This window comes from Gordonia sp. SID5947, from assembly GCF_009862785.1.
In the GTDB taxonomy this organism is placed as follows: Bacteria; Actinomycetota; Actinomycetes; order Mycobacteriales; family Mycobacteriaceae; genus Gordonia.
Window position 1 is genome coordinate 4,936,351 of sequence record NZ_WWHU01000001.1, and the last position, 15,406, is coordinate 4,951,756.

The following is a 15,406-nucleotide window of genomic DNA, read 5'->3' on the forward strand; positions in this document are numbered from 1 at the left end:
CACTCTTTTGTGAGCGCGTGGGACTGAATCGTGGAAAAGTCTCAGAAACTTGGTCAATCGTCTCACTCGGCGGTGGGGTGGCGGGCCGAAATGCGATCGGCGACTGTTCGGTCGCGCCATGGCCGATCGGGCGGTGTCGACGGTACGACCACGAACGGCGCGATGAGCTCTGATGACACCGAGGTCATCAGCGCGGACGCGGCGACCGGATCGAGATCGACGGCGGCATACGCTTCGGACCCGGCAGCGGTGGCGAGCACGACCGTCTCTACGCCGCGACGCCGCTGGAAGAACGACGCCGACGAGGCCCAACCGACGACTCCATCTCGGCTGACGACGTAGCGGTGGCGCGCGATGCGTGGCGGGGCGATCACCACGGCCCGCTCGCTCACACGGACACCGAGATGCCGGTACCGCAGTAGTCCGAGCACCGCCGACGCGACGGCAACCACCGCGGCAACGATCAACCACGGCCAGGTGAGCGGACCGATCACCGCGATCACCATGACGACGGCGAACAACAGGCCCCCGAGAAGCCGCGGGTCAGACGCCGACTCAGCGCCCCTGCGCCGTGCCGGTCAAGGGGCGCGGTGAGTTCGTCGCCATCATGTGCGACGAGTTGACCCACCCGGACCGCCTCGTCGACCGGCGCGGGCGGCAGCAACAACGGATGCTTCGACGATCCGGTGGCGATCGCGTTGAGTCGCGCGCCACCGACCACACGCATCAGCACCGGCTCGTGCAGATGGACGCCCCGGACGCGCTCTTCGTCGAGGCTGCCGGCGTTGGTGGTGAGAAGGCCGCGACGCACGAGCAGTGTCCCGTCCTGGTGATTGCGGACGAGTGAGAAGTTCCAGTATGCGAGTACGTAACCGCCAAAGGACAGCAGCGCACCCACGACGACGACGGCGATCACCGAAACGGTCACCACGACCGGGACCGGGATGTCGCGGATGCGGTCAAAGGCCTCTTCGGCTGCGGTGGCGCCCTGCTCGAACAGGCCGGCCTCGTTGGCGAACTGCGCCGCGAGGCCACCCGCGGCGGCGGCCGCTGCGAACCCGGTCAACGAGAACGGCGCGAACCGCAACCACGAGAGTTGGAGTCTGGTCAGCTGTTCCGGCGGAGTCGACGGCGGGCCAGTCCCGGTGGCCTCGACCGTGTTCGCGGTCCGCACCGCGGTCGCCATCAGGTGGCGGTACAACCTGTCGGCGTCGGCGGCCGGGATGGCGTTGAGTTCAACCACCGACGACTCCTTGTCGCCGCCTGTGCCGATCCGGATCTTCTTGAGCCCCAACACGCGATGCGGTACCGATGCGGTGAGGTCGACACTTCGTATGCGATCTCGCCGTGCGGTCGCGACCTTCCGGGTGATCAGACCGCTGCGGACCCGCACATGCTCATCGGTCACCTGATAGCGTGTCACCAGCCACGGCACGATCGTGATCAGCGGGATCGCGATCGCGGTGAGGATGATGCTGATGTCCGGCGCGCCGCGGCCTGCGAAGACGATGGCGATGATCAACGGGATGAGCTGGGGCAGCTGCTCGATCGGCCTGACAGCGATCATCCACGGGGACAGGCGGTGCCACTCATCAGGGGAGTCGTCGCGGAAGCGGTCCGCGAAGGGCCGCTCAGGTTGCGTCATCGGTGTGGGCCTGGGTGCGCGCGGTGAGATCGGCTGCGGAGGTCCTGGCGGCCGAGGCGTCGAGACCGACGATCCGGATGGTCCCCGCCGAGGATGCGGTGGTGACCGTCAGGGTCGCCAGGTTCAGCAACTGTTCGATGGGACCTGCCGCGGTGTCGACCACCTGGATGCGAGCGATCGGGATGATCACCCTGGTCCGGACGAACCAACCGGACTGGGTGTACACCGCATCATCGCTGATCTCCCACCGGTGAAAGCGATACCGCCATCCCGGTACCACGGTCACGAAGAACGCGGTGAGCACGACGGCGATGATCGCGACCGCGAGTGCTGCCCAACGCGCCGGGTCGGCGAGGGCTGCGACGACCACGGCGACGGCCACGACCGGGATACCCGACAGCAGCGGTGTCATCCGCCACATGGTCACGGCACGTGGATCCACCTGGTGGACGGGTTCGCGGAGCAGAAACTGCGGTGTCGGTTCCATCGCGGCCGAGTCTATTCGACTGTCGATGCGCGGACGTCGACGCGACTGTGTCTGCGGGGCCGCCCACACTGTTGAGTTGTCAAGGGTCGTGCGCGGTCCCGATGGTGGTCGGGTGCGCGGAAAAGTACTGTGCGAAAAGGTACTGTGCGGAAAAGTGCTACGTGGAATGTGCTGCGCTGTGGTCTGTTTCGCCTCGGTGGTCTGGTCGGCTCGGGTCAGGCGGCGGTCTCGTCGAGGTGCATGGTGCGGCGGTTGTGGGCGGGTAGTGGTGTTCGGTGTGGGTCGATGGTGGTGGGTGGGATGAGCCAGGGGTGGCGGTCGATTCCGATCACGATGTCCCAGCCGTGGGCGTGGACGTGGGCGTGGCAGGAGGGGCAGAGTAGGCAGCCGTTGTCGAGGTCGGTGGGGCCACCGTCGTGCCAGTGGATCATGTGGTGGATGTGGCTCCAGGCGGCGGGGCCGCCGCATTTGATGCAGCATCGGTCGCGGGTGGTGATGGCTGTGCGTTGGTGTGGGGTGAACAGGCGCTGTTCGTAGCCCATGTCCAGGGGTGCCCGGTTGGCGTCGATGATGATCTCGGTGATGCCGGCGTCGCAGGCCAGCATCTTGGCTGTCGCCTGTGATATCGGGCCCAACCAGGTCAGTGATGCGAGGTCGGGGGTGTCGACGGGGATGGTCAGGGTGAGGTGGGCTTTCGGTGGTGTCACCCGCCTCGAATCTGCGGTGGCGGCGGCGTCGAGGATTTGTTCGAGTGCGTCGGCGCGTTGCTGGCCACGGGTGCGGGTGTCGGGGGAACCGTCCGGCTCCGGGCGTGGTTGGGCCAACGAGTTGATCGCCGCGATCAGCTTTTCGCCGATGATCATGTCGAGGTCGCCGGTGATCGCCGCCCGTCCGTCCGGGGTCGCGACGATGGTGAATTCGTTGAGCCGGCGATCTTCCCCGCGGGTAGTCCCCCGGTTTCGGCGGCGATCTGGTTGCCGATCGCCCGTGCCGTCTGCTCGAGCTCTGTCGGTGTCGCACCCGAGAGCGTCTGGGCGATCAGTGCCCGTTCGTGCTCGAGGCGTTCCTCGTCGCACAGTCCGTCGGCGGCGCGCCGGGCGATGTGGGCCAGCCCTTGCACCATTGCATCGACGTGTTCGCCGGAGAACGCACCGTCGCCGGCGTAACCGGGTAGCCGCTGCAACGACACCAGTGCGGCACCGATGCGCAACCAGCGGGCGGCCACACCGGGTGCGGCACCCATCTCCATCAACAGGTTGCGGGTCTTACCCCCGGACTGTGCCGCCACCCCCCAGCCGGTCGAGTGCCGCGGCGTGTATCGCCAGCAGGTGATCGACCAGGTTGCGCAGTTCCATCAACGCCTTCGTCGCGTCGAACACCTGCCGTCCCGACGCCGCATCGGCGACGGTGACCTCACGCATGACCTCGATAGCCGAGCTGATCTCCCCCATGACAACCAGTCTACTCGAACAGGTGTTCGAGTCAAGGAATTCTTCAGGGCTGCAACCAATTTGGTCGTTGCGACACCGGGCAGACTCTTCAGACTACCGCGCTATCCCGACAACATCGGCAGGGCTCAAGCGGTCATCCGAGCAACTCGCGCAGCCCTTCCGCGACCGCTGCCATGCCCTCGGCGTTGGGGTGAAAAGACGCCCCGACCCGGTTGAGATCGGTGAAGAACCCGAAAACCCAGGGTGCCGGGTCGCCAAGGGCGTGCGCCTCGCTCAGTGAGGACGCGGACAGCAGTTTGGCACCAGATCTGTTTCTCGCCAGCAGGTGAGCGTCATGCAGGGCCGCCTGAATACGCTGCGCCTTGGTCAGATCTGCTGCGGAAAAAGGGACGTCATGTCCCGCGACGGTGCGGTCGGTGATCGCGGTCAGATAGTCGACCAGAACGATTCGCGCCCGTGGGGCGCGTTCGCGTACCGCGTCGACCACCTCGGCGAGGCCATCGGCGGTGCGCTCGATGTCGTCATTCGTCGGATCCGGAACCGGATCGCTGACCATTCCGGCGACCAACATCGCGATCTGCGATGCCGGCGCGTGCTGGCGCCACGCGGCGGCGAGCATGAATCCGATGTACTGCAGATCGTTTCCGCCCGCGGTGACGGTGACGACGTCGGCATCGGCCGGCAGCCGGTCGATCTGCGGCCCGAATCGTGCGCCGGTCGGCGAGATCTGGTCGGTGCGGAGAATGTTGTCAGTCGTCGCGCCTGACACCGAGAGGTCGACCAGTCGGGCATCGAGATGGTCGGCGAGGAGGTGGGCATAGTTCCGTGAGGAGCGCATCGCAGCCGGGTCGTCCACCGGCGGGATTCCGGGACCGGCCGCGTACGAGCTGCCGAGGGCGGCGATGAGGCGGATGTCGGACACCCGCCCATCGTGCCAGCCTGTCGGCCGCCGCGAACGGCGACTACCGCGACATTGCCTGTGGTTCGACCGCGGTCCACATCGGGTACTTCGCCTCCCGATCGTCACCCGAGGATCGGCCCCGGAGTCGGCGGATGACCCACGGGGCCAGGTGGCTGCGGGTGAAACGCAGATCCTCGGTCCAGCGGTAGCCACTGATCGGCGACGCCGGCCGGTCGGGCACCGCCAGGGTGTGCACGCCGAGGGCGCGCAACACGTGCGCCGCAACCCGCTGGTGACCGATCGAATTGAGGTGGAGGCGGTCGTCGGACCAGTAGGCCGGGCGTCGGATCTCGCTGTCGTGGAACATGTCCACGAACGTCAGGTCCTCTTCGGCGGCCAACGCTGCGATCTCTGCGGTCAGGTACTCACCCCGGTCGCGGATCTTCTCTCCGAAGGGCAGCCCCGACGACGGGTCCGCGCCGGCGAGCAAGACGACCTGGACCCCGGCGTCGGTGCATCGGCGCACCGCTGTGCGGGTGAGTTCGATCAGTTCGGCGAGGTCGCTGCCGGGGCGCAACATGTCGTTGCCGCCGCCGTTGAACGTGAGCAGGGTCGGCAAGGGATCGAGCGACAGCGCAGCGTCGACCTGCTCGGTGGCGATCGGTGCCAGCAGGCGCCCGCGGATCGCGAGATTCGCGTATTGGATCTCGCCGTGGTGGGCGGCGAGACCGGCCGCCACCAGATCGGCCCAACCGCGAGGGTTCACCCCGCCGGGTTCATCTCCGACGCCTTCGGTGAAACTGTCGCCGACAGCAACGTATCGCACTGTGCCCCTGTCTTTCTCGTGCCCGGTCTGTTGATCTGGAGGTTCTAGGTGATGGTGACCCCGCCGTCGACAGCGATGGTCTGACCGGTGACGTAACCGGACGCAGGTGAGGCCAGCCAGACCGCGGTGGCCGCCAGCTCCTCGCCCTCGCCCATGCGTCCGAGGACCACGCGCGGCAGCTGCGTGTCCAGGTAACCGTCGTGGTACGTCTCGGTCATCTCGCTGGCGAAGAAGCCTGGCGCGATCGCGTTGACGCGAATCCCCTTGCGGGACCCCCACTGCTGGGCCAGGTCGCGGGTGAGGCCGATGACGCCTGCCTTGCTCGCCGCATATGCCGCCTGTGGTAGTCCCGCGGTGGTGATCCCGAGCACGCTCGAGATGTTGATGATCGCGCTGCCCGGCTGCATGACCCGCCCACACGCCTGTGCCATCCAGTACGAACCGTTGAGGTTGACGTCGATGACCGAGCGGAACTGTTCGGGTGTCTCGCGGGTCGCGGGGAACGCGGTCCCGACACCCGCGTTGTTGATGAGCACGTCGACTCGGCCGAAGGTCTCCATCGCGGCGTCGATCACGGCCTGGCACTGGTCGGGGTCGGCGACGTCGGCAGGGACGCCGAGCGCCCTGCGGCCCAGGGCCTCCACCGACGACGCGGTCTCGGCGAGGCGTTCGGCGCGGCGGGCCGCGAGCACGATGTCGGCGCCCGCCTCGGCGAAACCGGTCGCGAACGAGACGCCGAGGCCGGACGAAGCGCCGGTCACGACGACCACCTTGTCGGTCATGCTGAACATGTCCAGAACTGCCATCTGTTGTCTCCTCGGGGTTGGTGGGCGACCGGTCAGAACCAGGCCGGGTCGGTGTCCAGGGTGGTGCGGTCGAGTGCTGCGACCAGCGACAGCGCCACCTCGGTCTTCGGCAGCTCATGGCGGAAGAAGTACTGGGCGGCAGCACGTTTCCCGTCGTAGAAGTCGCCCGTCTGATCTGCGGCCGCGAGCAGTTGCTCCAGCCACATCCAGGCCAGGACGATGTGTCCGGCGGCCTCGAGGTAGGCGGTGGCGTTGGCCAGTGACAGTGCCGGATCGCCGGCCGACCACGCCTGGGCGGTGGTGGCGACCAGCTGGTCGACAGCCACCCGCAGCTCGTCGGCATACGGGGCGGTGGCATCGTCGGCGGCGGCCCGCTTGATGGTGGCGCCGATGGTCTCGGCGAGCAGGCTCAGGCCCGCCCCGCCCTGCATGACCACCTTGCGACCGAGTAGATCGAGTCCGTGGATGCCGTGGGTGCCCTCGTGGATCGGGTTCAACCGGTTGTCGCGGTAGTACTGCTCGACGTCGAATTCCTTGGTGTAGCCGTAACCGCCGTGGACCTGGATGGCGAGGCTGTTGGCCTCCAGGCACCACTGCGACGGCCAGCTCTTCGCGATCGGGGTCAGGACGTCGAGGAGCAGACCCGCCCGGGAGTGGGCCTCGCCGCTGCTGGTGGCCTGTTCGTCGACCAGCTTGCTGCAGTACAGGCCGAGCGCCAGCGCGCCTTCGACATATGACTTCTGCGCCAGCAGCATTCGCTTGACGTCGGCGTGCTCGATGATCGGTACCGGCTTGCTCGCCGGGTCCTTCTGGTCGACGGGCCGTCCCTGCGTGCGGACCTTGGCGTATTCGACCGACGCCAGGTAGCCCGCGTATCCCAGGGACGTGGCCAGGAATCCGACCCCGATCCGCGCCTCGTTCATCATGTGGAACATGTAGCTCAGGCCGCGATGTTCCTCGCCCACCAGATATCCGACGGCGCCGGATTCTGTTGTCGGGGAGTGTGTTCCATCGCCAAAGTTGAGAAGCGTGTTGGTGGTCGCGCGGTTGCCCATCTTGTGGTTGAGGCCGACGAGCGCGACATCGTTACGGGTGCCGTCGGCCAGGTACTTGGGCACGATGAACAAGGAGATGCCCTTGACGCCGGGTCCGCCACCGGGCGCCTTGGCGAGAACCAGGTGCACGATGTTCTCCGCGAGTTCGTGCTCGCCCGCCGAGATCCACATCTTGGTGCCGGTGATCCGGTAGGTGCCGTCGGCCATCGGCTCGGCCTTGGTGGTGATGTCGGCAAGTGACGAGCCGGCCTGAGGCTCCGACAAGCACATCGTGCCGAAGAAGCGGCCCTCGACCATGGGTCGTACCCAGGTGTCGAGCTGTTCGGGCGTCCCGTATTCGGCGAGCAGATTCGCGTTGCCCATGGTGAGGAAGGTGTACGACGACATGGCCGCGTTGGCGGCCTGGAACCAGGCGCTCGATGCCCGACTGATCACGGTGGGCAGCTGCATGCCACCCAGTTCCTCGTCGAACGAACCGGCCATCAGGCCGGCCTTGACGAACTCGGCGATGCCGGAACCGATCTCCGCGGGCAGCACGACCTTGCCGTCGTCACCGACGAACGGTTCGTTCTGGTCGCCGAGCTTGTTGAAGGGGGCGAAGCGTTTGGTGGCCAGGTCCTCGCTGAGTTCCAGTACCGCGTCGAACGTCTCCCGCGAGTGTTCGCGGAACCGATCGCGGCTGGTCAGCTCCTCGACGTCAAGCCATTCGTAGAGCAGGAACTCTAGATCGCGACGGGAGAGTGGGGCGGCCATGGGACTCCTTCGTCAACTAAGCGCTCGCTCATTTCTAAGCGCTCGCTTATGATGCACCGGACAGTGCGATCTGGTCAACAAGGCCGCGATCGGGAGCGAGGTGGATGATGACCGTGACGCGTGCCGGTGACTCGGCGGCAGCCGAACGGATCCGTCAGGCGGCGATCGCCTCCTTCGCCGAGGTCGGGTACGGCGGGACGTCTACGCGCCAGATCGCCAAACGATTGAACATGAGTGCCGCCGCGATGTACCCGCACTACCGATCGAAAGAAGAACTCCTCTACGCCATCGCACTTCAGGGCCACCGCGGTGTGCTGGCGGCTCTGCGGGCCGTCGACGATGATTCCCTGCCCGACGACGAGCGGCTGCGGGCGGTCGTACGGGAATTCGCGCAATGGCAGGCCGAGCACCATCAACTCGCGAAAGTCGTGCAGTACGAACTGCACGGATTGACGCGTGAACACTACCGCGAGATCACGGCGATCCGTCGGGATACGTCCGAGATTCTCGGGGCCATCGTGCGTCGGGGTGTGGCGTCAGGGAAGTTCACCGTCGACGCACCCGACGATGCCGTGCTGGCGCTCTCGTCGCTGTGTGTCGACGTGTGCCGATGGTTCCCGTCGCGGACACACCGTGATCCCGAGACGCTGGGCCGGACCTACGGTGATCTGGCCGTGCGGATGGTCCGGTAGCGGCTATCCGGCGGCCACGTCGAACGACCCCGACGGCAGCAAGGGGTCGTTCATCCGCGGTGCGTACTGGTCGAAGTAGATGCGGGCGATGAGCTCGCGCCGGCTCCGCACACCGGCTTTGCCGAAGATCGACTTGAGGTGGTCCTGAACGGTGTACGCGGACAGGTGGAGCGCGGTGGCGATGTCCTTGGTCGCCACGCCCTGCAGGACCATCTGCGTGACGTCCCGTTCACGGGCGGTGAGGCCGAAGGCCGCGACCACCAGCGGCACGATCTCCGGTGGACGTGCTTCCTCGATGGTCACCACCACCTCCCCGACACGACCCGCGGTGTTCGACAACGGCGACGCATGGACCACGAGCCACATGCCGGATGCACCGCGAACCCGTAGTCGAGGAGGTACCGAGGTCTCGCCCCGTCCGTAACGGCGTGCCGCCCCGACCAGCGCCGTGATGACCGACGTGGCGGCTCCGCTGTTGGCCCCGGCGAGCAGGTCGGCGACCTGTTGCACTGCGTCCGAACTCATCTGGATCATCTCGTTCGCGCTGTCGACGATGATCACACACGGACCCGATGGCGCCGCCTGCGGTTCGGCGACGACGGTGGTGAGCAACCCGGCCCGGATGCCGCGGGCCATCGACTGTGAGAGCGAATCGAGATAATCGATTTCGGCATCCTCGAAGGGCTGCTCGCCGCCCTCGCGAAAGAAGGCGAACCCGCCCCACACCTGCCGGCCGTCGCGGAGGATCAGTCGCGCCTCGTCGCGAAAATCGAACCGCGGCGTCATGAACTCGGCCATCCGGAGGGACGAATGGGTGTCGCCGCCGGTCATCTGATGCATCCCGATCGCGTCGGTGCCGGTCATGGCGAGTTCGCGGAACGCCGACGACTCGACCGTGCCGTACTCGATGAGGCTCCACTCGTCATCGTGGGTGTTCTGACCGACGAGCGAGCCGTATTTACGAACGCTCGTCAGCAGCAGGGTGTGCGGATCCACGGTTGCCGCGCAGGCGGCGGAATGCGGGACGGCCCGCGTGAGGGATGCGACCGATTCGGCGATGAACTCGCTGACCCCCAGGCCCGCGTGGGAGAGGACGTCGATGTCGCGGCGTACACGCTCGGCGGTCAGGGCTGTGGCCATGGTCACAAGTTTCCGTCTGTGCAGGTCAGATGTCCATCCCAGATTTGTGGGGCAGACGTTCGGCGGACAGCTCGGCGCGACGGAACATACCGCAGGGGTCGTGACGACCACGGATATCGGCGAGTCGCTCACGGTCGGCCGTCGACCACAAGGCGGCCACATCGGCTGCTGACGCCTGCCCGACGAAGTTCAGCAGCCCGCCACTCGCCCAGGGCTCGAGCGCGGATGTCACTGCGTCGACGTGGGCGCCCGCCCGGTCGGCAAGCGGTCCGTCTGGGACCGCGATCGCGATTGCGTTGTAGGCGGCAGCGCGGCCGGTCACCGAATTCGGCACCCCCGGGGAGCTGACAATCTGCCTCCGAGGAGGCGCAGCTCGACGATCGCCAGAGGGCTCGCGACCTGCGGCCCGGCCGCGGCCACCAGGGCGTCGATCGCCTCGGCGGGGAGGTCGGCGAGGGCACAGCCGCGCTCGAGGCCGGGCATCGGGCCGGGCGGATCCATGTGAACGGCATCGAGGGCAGCGACGGGCAACTCGTCGACGTTCTCCAGCAGGATCGGTCCGGCCGAGCGCATCGACGCGAGCAGCTGGGCTCCGATCGCGGGATCACCGGTGTAGGTGAACCGCACGTGCACGGCGATCTGACCCTGCAGCGGCGGAGGGAGCTGAGGGTCTGGCGGCAGCCGCAGGATGGCTACCGAGGTCCCGGCCTCGTCCGGCAGCGTCGGCGCCCACCGGCGCCACGCGTGCAACACATCTGCGGCGGCCGACCCGGCGAAGAACAGGCCGCCCCCATAGATCGTGGCGAGCGAGATCAGATCGAACTCGATCGAGGTCACGATCCCGCAGCCGTCGCGGCCGCCCAGCAAGGCCCAGAACAGGTCGGAGCCCGCCCCGGCGTCCACGGTCCGGATGGTGCCGTCGGCCGTCACCACCTCGATGCGCCGGACGAGGTCGGCGGCGTAACCGAATTGCCGGCCGAGCGGACTCAGGCCACCGCCCAGGGTGAACCCGACAACCCCGACCGCCGACGAGGAGCCGACCAGGCCCGTCAGACCATGCGGCGCGGTTGCGGCGACGACGTCACGCCAGCGTGCTCCCGCGCCGACCCGTGTGGTCTTCGCGGCCGGATCGACGCTGACGTCGGTCATCCGGGAGGTGCTGATGGTGAGGTATCGGTCGCCGTCGATGACTGGCCCGTGACCGGTAGCGCGAACGCCCACCCGGAGCCCGCGCTCGCGGGCGTAGGCGATGGCGGCCGCGACGTCGGCGGCGGAGGTGGCGCCGACCACGACGTCTGGTGCAGGAACCGCCGCAACGTTGAAGCCGGCCAGCTCGTCGGCATAACCGGGATCGGCCGGAGCCAGGACCGGGCCGGCGACGGTGGCTGCGATTGCGGCGGTGCCGGGGGAGGTGAGGGACATGGTGATTCTCCTGAATCGTGAGGGGGTGGGTGATCTCGATACGGCGGCTCGCTGCGCTCGCTGCCTACTCGATCGGCGGGTGGGCGGCCTGCGCTCGCTGCCTACTCGATCGGCGGGTGGGCGGCTTGGTGTACGCCGGCGGCGGCGGGAGGGGAGTGGAACCGCAAGCAGGTGTCAGCGGCCTGCTTGCGCGGTGATCTCGACGGCGAGACCGGGGAAGGCAAGGCCGGTGACGCCGACGAGCGCGGCGGGCGGTGTCGCGCCGTGCGCGTCGAGCCGCTCGGTGAGGGCCTCGTAGGCGGCGAGGGTGGCCGGGATGTCGGTGGTGTAGATGGTGAGCGAGAAGATGTCGGCCAAGGTCATCTCGACGTGTGAGAGGAGCTGTTCGATGTGATGCAGCGCCAGCGAGAGTTGGGCCGCGACATCACCTTCGTGGAGTACGCGCCCGTCGTCGTCGACGGAGGCCTGACCCGCGATGGTGAACACCTCGCGTGGGGCAGGTCGCAACTGGGCGTGATCGAACCGGAAGGGTGCATTCCACGACGACGGGTTGATCCGGGTGGTGGTGGCTGGTGTGCTCATGACTTCGAGACTGACTCGTGCACAAGCCGATTCCCATCCCCGATATCGGGGGAGTTGGCAACCCAGATTTCTGGGGGTCGTGCGATCGGTCGACGCGAGCGTCAGGCCACGATCGACTCCCAGGTGAAATCACCGTGGTCGCTGCCCAATCCGGTCGCGACGATCCCGGCAACGGCACACCCGATCTCGGCGGCGGCGAGCAGTCCCAGATCGTGGCCGCGCGCCGCGAGGAAGCCTGCCGAGAAGGAGTCGCCGCATCCGCTGGTGTCCACCACGGTCACGTCGCGGGCGCGTGCGTGTGCGGCGTCGTCGGCGGTCACCACGTGGGCGCCGTCGGCCCCGGCGGTGGCCGCCACGCAGAGGACGCCGCGATCGATGAGGCGGCGGCACGCGGTGATGAGGTCCGTCTCACCGGTGAACCCGCAGACCTGATCGTCGTTGGGGAGGAGGTAATCGAGTTGTGGCAGAACGGGTTCGATCCACGCGAGCAGACCCGGGTCGCCGTCGGCGAGGATATCGGCGGAGATGGTGGTACCGGTGGCGCGGATGTCGGCGAGCAACGGGGCGAGTTCTGGCGGGTTGAGGAGCTCCGGTGCGCCGATGTGGACATGGTCCACCCCGGTCAGGAATTCGAACGGTGCGTTGCCCAGTGGGTACGCGAGGTTGGCGCCCGGCAGATGCAGTGCGGGGCGGTCGCCGTTGCTGCGGATCGGCAACATGCTCATCGACGTCGGCTGGTCGACCGTGAGGAGATGGTCGGTGTTGACGCCTCGGCGATTGAGCATCGTGGTCAGCAGATCGCCTGGGTCGTCGGCGCCGACCGCTCCCACGGTATAGACCTCCACGCCCAATTTGGCGAGAGTGATCGCAGTGCCCCCCGCCGGACCGGCAGGTGACATCCGAATGTTGCGCACCAGGGCCGCGCCCTGGCCGTCGGGGATCTCGTCCACCGGCTGCGCGAGTACGTCGAGAACGTGGGCGCCGAACGTCGCCACTCTCATGAATTCCTCCCGGGAAACGGTGAGTACTGCCGACGGGTCGCGGTGACCACGACATCGACGATGTCGTCGTGGCTGAGGGTCGCCGGTGGGGCGACCGCTGCCGAACGCAGGTACATCTCGGCCAGCCAGTCCACGAGTTCGATTCGGTCACAGGCCGAATCGAGGTCGTCGCCGTATGCGACGGAACCGTGGTTGCGCATGAGGGCGGCCGTGCGATCGATCAGCGCGGCGGCCACCGCGTCACCGAGTTCGCGACTGCCGAACACCGCGTACGGCGCCACCCGGATCGTGCCGCCGATCAGTGCGGCCGTGTAGTGGACGACGGGCAGTTCGTCGACGATGTTGGCCGCGGCGATCGAGGCGATCGGATGGGCGTGGGCGACCGCGGCGGCCGACGTGTGGTGATAGACGTCGAGGTGGATGCGAAGTTCCGAAGTCGGCCGAAAAGGGGTGTCCTCCACAACCGTTCCGTCGAGGTCGACCGCGACCATCTGTTCGGGGGTGACATCGGCGAGCCGGCATCCGGATGGGGTGAGGAGGACGTGGTCGTCCACCCGGGTCGAGACGTTCCCCCCGGTGCCATGGGTCATCCCCGCGCGGGCCAGTCGGTGGGCAGCGGCGGCGAGCGCCGCGCGTTCCTCGGAGAAGCGCACGTCCGAGAGATTACGCGGTGTCGTCCGAACAGACGAACCGCCGTGATCGTGGAACCTGCGGGGCGGTAGCAGCGTCCAATTGCCAATCAGACCCGTCGGATGGAGCTCTTTCATGCAAGGCACGCACCTCGCAGATCTGCGTGGTCTCGTCAGGGCCCGATTGATCCCCGGCTTCACCGGGCTCGTCGAGATCGAGGCGGACGCGCGGGACTGGGCCGAGGATGTCGGCGAGTCGCCCGACGACGCTGTCGTCGAGGTCCGCCGGCTCTGGGACGATCGGGCGCAAGCACAGCGGCAGTGGACCGACACCGGCGACTACGCGCGGCTGCGTGCCGCGTTCGACGATCTCGACGCGGCCGGGGTGCTGGCACGGATGAACTTCTCGTGCTGTGGTCGATGCGCCACGCAGCAGATCGACCGGGAACGAACCCCGGACCCCGACGGTGACGACTGGTACGGGTTCCGCGAATGGGCCTACGTTTTCTTTCACGAGCAGGACGCCGAACGGCTGGCCGACGACGAAGCCGTCCTGTACCTGGGCTACAGCGCTTTTCGACCGCACCCCACGTTGCCGGCGGCGCTGCTCGACGCGATGTCGGCGGGCGACTCCGAAGCCGAGCACGCCGCGTACGAACGAACCGAGACGCTGCTGGTCCAACAGATCGTCGAGACCCTACGCCGGCGCGGACTCGAGGTGGTCTGGTCTGGCTCACGGCATGAGCGGATCGCCGTGAACATCACCGCGTGGCGAAAACCGCTCCCGTGAGACCTCAGTCGATGGCTCGGTATACGACTGTCTCGAAGTCCAGGTAGGCGTCGTAGGCGGTCGGATCGACGAACGGGAAGATCTGTGTCGCCCAGAATCCGCCGATCTTGGTGCGTCGATCGATCCAGTAGTAGAGATTGGCCAACCCGGCCCAGGAGAGCGATCCCGCCGGTCGTCCCGTGGGCGCATCCTCGTCGTTGATCAGAAAGCTGAGACCCCACGACTTCGGAACACCGGGGAAGAAGTCCACGTCATGCGACAACGCCGGGATCACACCGGGCAGCTTGGTCACCGTGAGGTCACCGATCTGGTTCCGTCCCGCCTCGACGATCGTCTCGGGGCGCAGAATCTGCTCGCCGGAGTCGGAAAGACCGTCGTTGAGCCACATCCGGATGAACGCGATGTAGTCGCGCACAGTGGAGTAGAGGCCCTGCCCGCCCATCTGTACCTCAGGATCGTCGGGCATCTTCCACTTGTGGTTCGGTGACAGCGAGTCGTCCGGCGCGCGGTGGTGCAACACGGCGCGCCGACGCGCCAGGTCGTCGGTGAGGTCGAACGACGTGTCGGACATACCGAGTGGGCTGAACAGGTGCTCGGACATCACGTCTCCCAGGCGATGACCGGTGACGCCCTCGATGACGCGTCCGGCCCAGTCCATGCTGCTGCCGTACTCCCAGCGCGTGCCGGGATCGAACAACAGCGGAGTCGAGATCGACTCGATCGTGGCGCTGATAACGGCCGGGACGCCGTGGTCCCGGGTCAGCCGCCGGTAATCCTGATTGAAGAAGTCGTAGCCGAAACCGGCTGTGTGGGTGAGTAACTGACGCATCGTCACATCGGACGCCGGGGGCCGCAGCCGAAGACTTCCGTCGTCGGCGAACCCGTCGAGCACCTGGATGTCTCGCAGCCGGGGAGCGTACTCCTTGGCCGGGGCGTCGAGGTCGAGCAGGCCGCGTTCGACGAGTTGCAGGGCGACGGTTGCGGTGATCGCCTTGGTCGCCGAGAACATGGCGAAGACGGTGTCGGTCGTCATCGGATCGGTACCGTCGATGGCCCGCACCCCCGCCGCGGCCAGGGTGAGAGTCGCTTTGTCGGTGGTCACGCCCGCGACCACGCCGGGTACGCGAGGCGAACCCGTGACCGCGGCATCGATCGCGGTACGTACCGCGCTCTCCACGTTTCGTGAATCGATGCTGCGTGGACCCATGCTGTCATCCTCCTCGATG

Annotated in this window: 16 protein-coding genes and 1 pseudogene; 2 read left to right on the forward strand and 15 right to left on the reverse strand. The window is 67.3% G+C overall.

All coding sequences use genetic code 11. The features are described from left to right. Positions 1-62: 62 nt before the first annotated feature. The 9 genes from GTV32_RS23700 to GTV32_RS22355 all read right to left on the reverse strand — a co-directional run bounded on the left by GTV32_RS23700 (position 63) and on the right by GTV32_RS22355 (position 7,924). The gene (locus tag GTV32_RS23700; protein WP_343287416.1) at positions 63-494 is read right to left on the reverse strand and encodes a PH domain-containing protein; all 432 of its coding nucleotides are present in this window, start codon (positions 492-494) and stop codon (positions 63-65) included. A 5-nt stretch (positions 495-499) separates the two neighbouring features. Next, positions 500-1,645: a PH domain-containing protein gene (locus tag GTV32_RS22325; RefSeq protein ID WP_237421610.1), complete on the reverse strand. Its 1,146-nt coding sequence runs from the start codon at positions 1,643-1,645 to the stop codon at positions 500-502. Further along, positions 1,632-2,132, reverse strand: a complete 501-nt coding sequence (locus tag GTV32_RS22330) for a PH domain-containing protein (RefSeq protein WP_161062176.1) — start codon at positions 2,130-2,132, stop codon at positions 1,632-1,634. The genes GTV32_RS22325 and GTV32_RS22330 overlap by 14 nt, the downstream gene beginning before the upstream one ends. A 215-nt stretch (positions 2,133-2,347) precedes the next feature. Then, positions 2,348-3,208, reverse strand: coding sequence for a DUF222 domain-containing protein (locus GTV32_RS22335; protein WP_343287417.1), 861 nt, complete (start codon positions 3,206-3,208; stop codon positions 2,348-2,350). A gap of 189 nt (positions 3,209-3,397) precedes the next feature. Further along, entirely contained in the window at positions 3,398-3,583 is a 186-nt protein-coding gene (locus tag GTV32_RS24200) for a hypothetical protein (RefSeq protein WP_343287418.1), read from the reverse strand. A 133-nt stretch (positions 3,584-3,716) separates the two neighbouring features. After that, complete coding sequence (locus tag GTV32_RS24205) at positions 3,717-4,505, reverse strand: SGNH/GDSL hydrolase family protein (protein ID WP_161062177.1); 789 nt, start codon at positions 4,503-4,505, stop codon at positions 3,717-3,719. 40 nt (positions 4,506-4,545) lie between these two features. Further along, positions 4,546-5,310 (reverse strand): SGNH/GDSL hydrolase family protein, encoded by a 765-nt coding sequence (locus GTV32_RS22345; protein ID WP_161062178.1) that lies wholly within the window; start codon positions 5,308-5,310, stop codon positions 4,546-4,548. Between the two features lie 44 nt (positions 5,311-5,354). Then, a complete protein-coding gene (locus GTV32_RS22350; RefSeq protein WP_161062179.1) occupies positions 5,355-6,116 on the reverse strand; it encodes a 3-oxoacyl-ACP reductase family protein in 762 nt (253 codons plus the stop codon). 32 nt (positions 6,117-6,148) lie between these two features. Next, complete coding sequence (locus GTV32_RS22355) at positions 6,149-7,924, reverse strand: acyl-CoA dehydrogenase (protein ID WP_161062180.1); 1,776 nt, start codon at positions 7,922-7,924, stop codon at positions 6,149-6,151. A 107-nt stretch (positions 7,925-8,031) separates the two neighbouring features. On the opposite strand from GTV32_RS22355, the gene GTV32_RS22360 reads away from it, so the two are divergent. Continuing rightward, positions 8,032-8,616 carry a TetR/AcrR family transcriptional regulator gene (locus tag GTV32_RS22360; protein WP_161062181.1) on the forward strand — a complete coding sequence of 195 codons (585 nt, stop codon included), beginning with the start codon at positions 8,032-8,034 and terminating at the stop codon, positions 8,614-8,616. A 3-nt stretch (positions 8,617-8,619) separates the two neighbouring features. On the opposite strand, the gene GTV32_RS22365 is transcribed toward GTV32_RS22360, so the two are convergent. The 5 genes and pseudogenes from GTV32_RS22365 to GTV32_RS22385 all read right to left on the reverse strand — a co-directional run bounded on the left by GTV32_RS22365 (position 8,620) and on the right by GTV32_RS22385 (position 13,414). Beyond that, entirely contained in the window at positions 8,620-9,756 is a 1,137-nt protein-coding gene (locus tag GTV32_RS22365) for a helix-turn-helix transcriptional regulator (protein ID WP_161062182.1), read from the reverse strand. Between the two features lie 25 nt (positions 9,757-9,781). Further along, positions 9,782-11,178, reverse strand: a pseudogene (locus GTV32_RS22370) (FAD-binding oxidoreductase). 174 nt (positions 11,179-11,352) lie between these two features. Continuing rightward, positions 11,353-11,760 carry a RidA family protein gene (locus GTV32_RS22375; protein ID WP_161062183.1) on the reverse strand — a complete coding sequence of 136 codons (408 nt, stop codon included), beginning with the start codon at positions 11,758-11,760 and terminating at the stop codon, positions 11,353-11,355. Between the two features lie 101 nt (positions 11,761-11,861). Further along, a complete protein-coding gene (locus GTV32_RS22380) occupies positions 11,862-12,761 on the reverse strand; it encodes a carbohydrate kinase family protein (protein ID WP_161062184.1) in 900 nt (299 codons plus the stop codon). Further along, positions 12,758-13,414 (reverse strand): class II aldolase/adducin family protein, encoded by a 657-nt coding sequence (locus GTV32_RS22385; RefSeq protein WP_161062185.1) that lies wholly within the window; start codon positions 13,412-13,414, stop codon positions 12,758-12,760. The genes GTV32_RS22380 and GTV32_RS22385 overlap by 4 nt, the downstream gene beginning before the upstream one ends. A gap of 112 nt (positions 13,415-13,526) precedes the next feature. Here GTV32_RS22385 and GTV32_RS22390 point away from each other — a divergent pair, with 112 nt between their 5' ends. Beyond that, positions 13,527-14,180 (forward strand): hypothetical protein, encoded by a 654-nt coding sequence (locus GTV32_RS22390; RefSeq protein ID WP_161062186.1) that lies wholly within the window; start codon positions 13,527-13,529, stop codon positions 14,178-14,180. A 4-nt stretch (positions 14,181-14,184) separates the two neighbouring features. Here the strand turns inward: GTV32_RS22390 and GTV32_RS22395 are convergent, their stop codons facing one another. After that, positions 14,185-15,387, reverse strand: coding sequence for a serine hydrolase domain-containing protein (locus GTV32_RS22395; protein ID WP_161062187.1), 1,203 nt, complete (start codon positions 15,385-15,387; stop codon positions 14,185-14,187). Between the last annotated feature and the right edge of the window lie 19 nt (positions 15,388-15,406).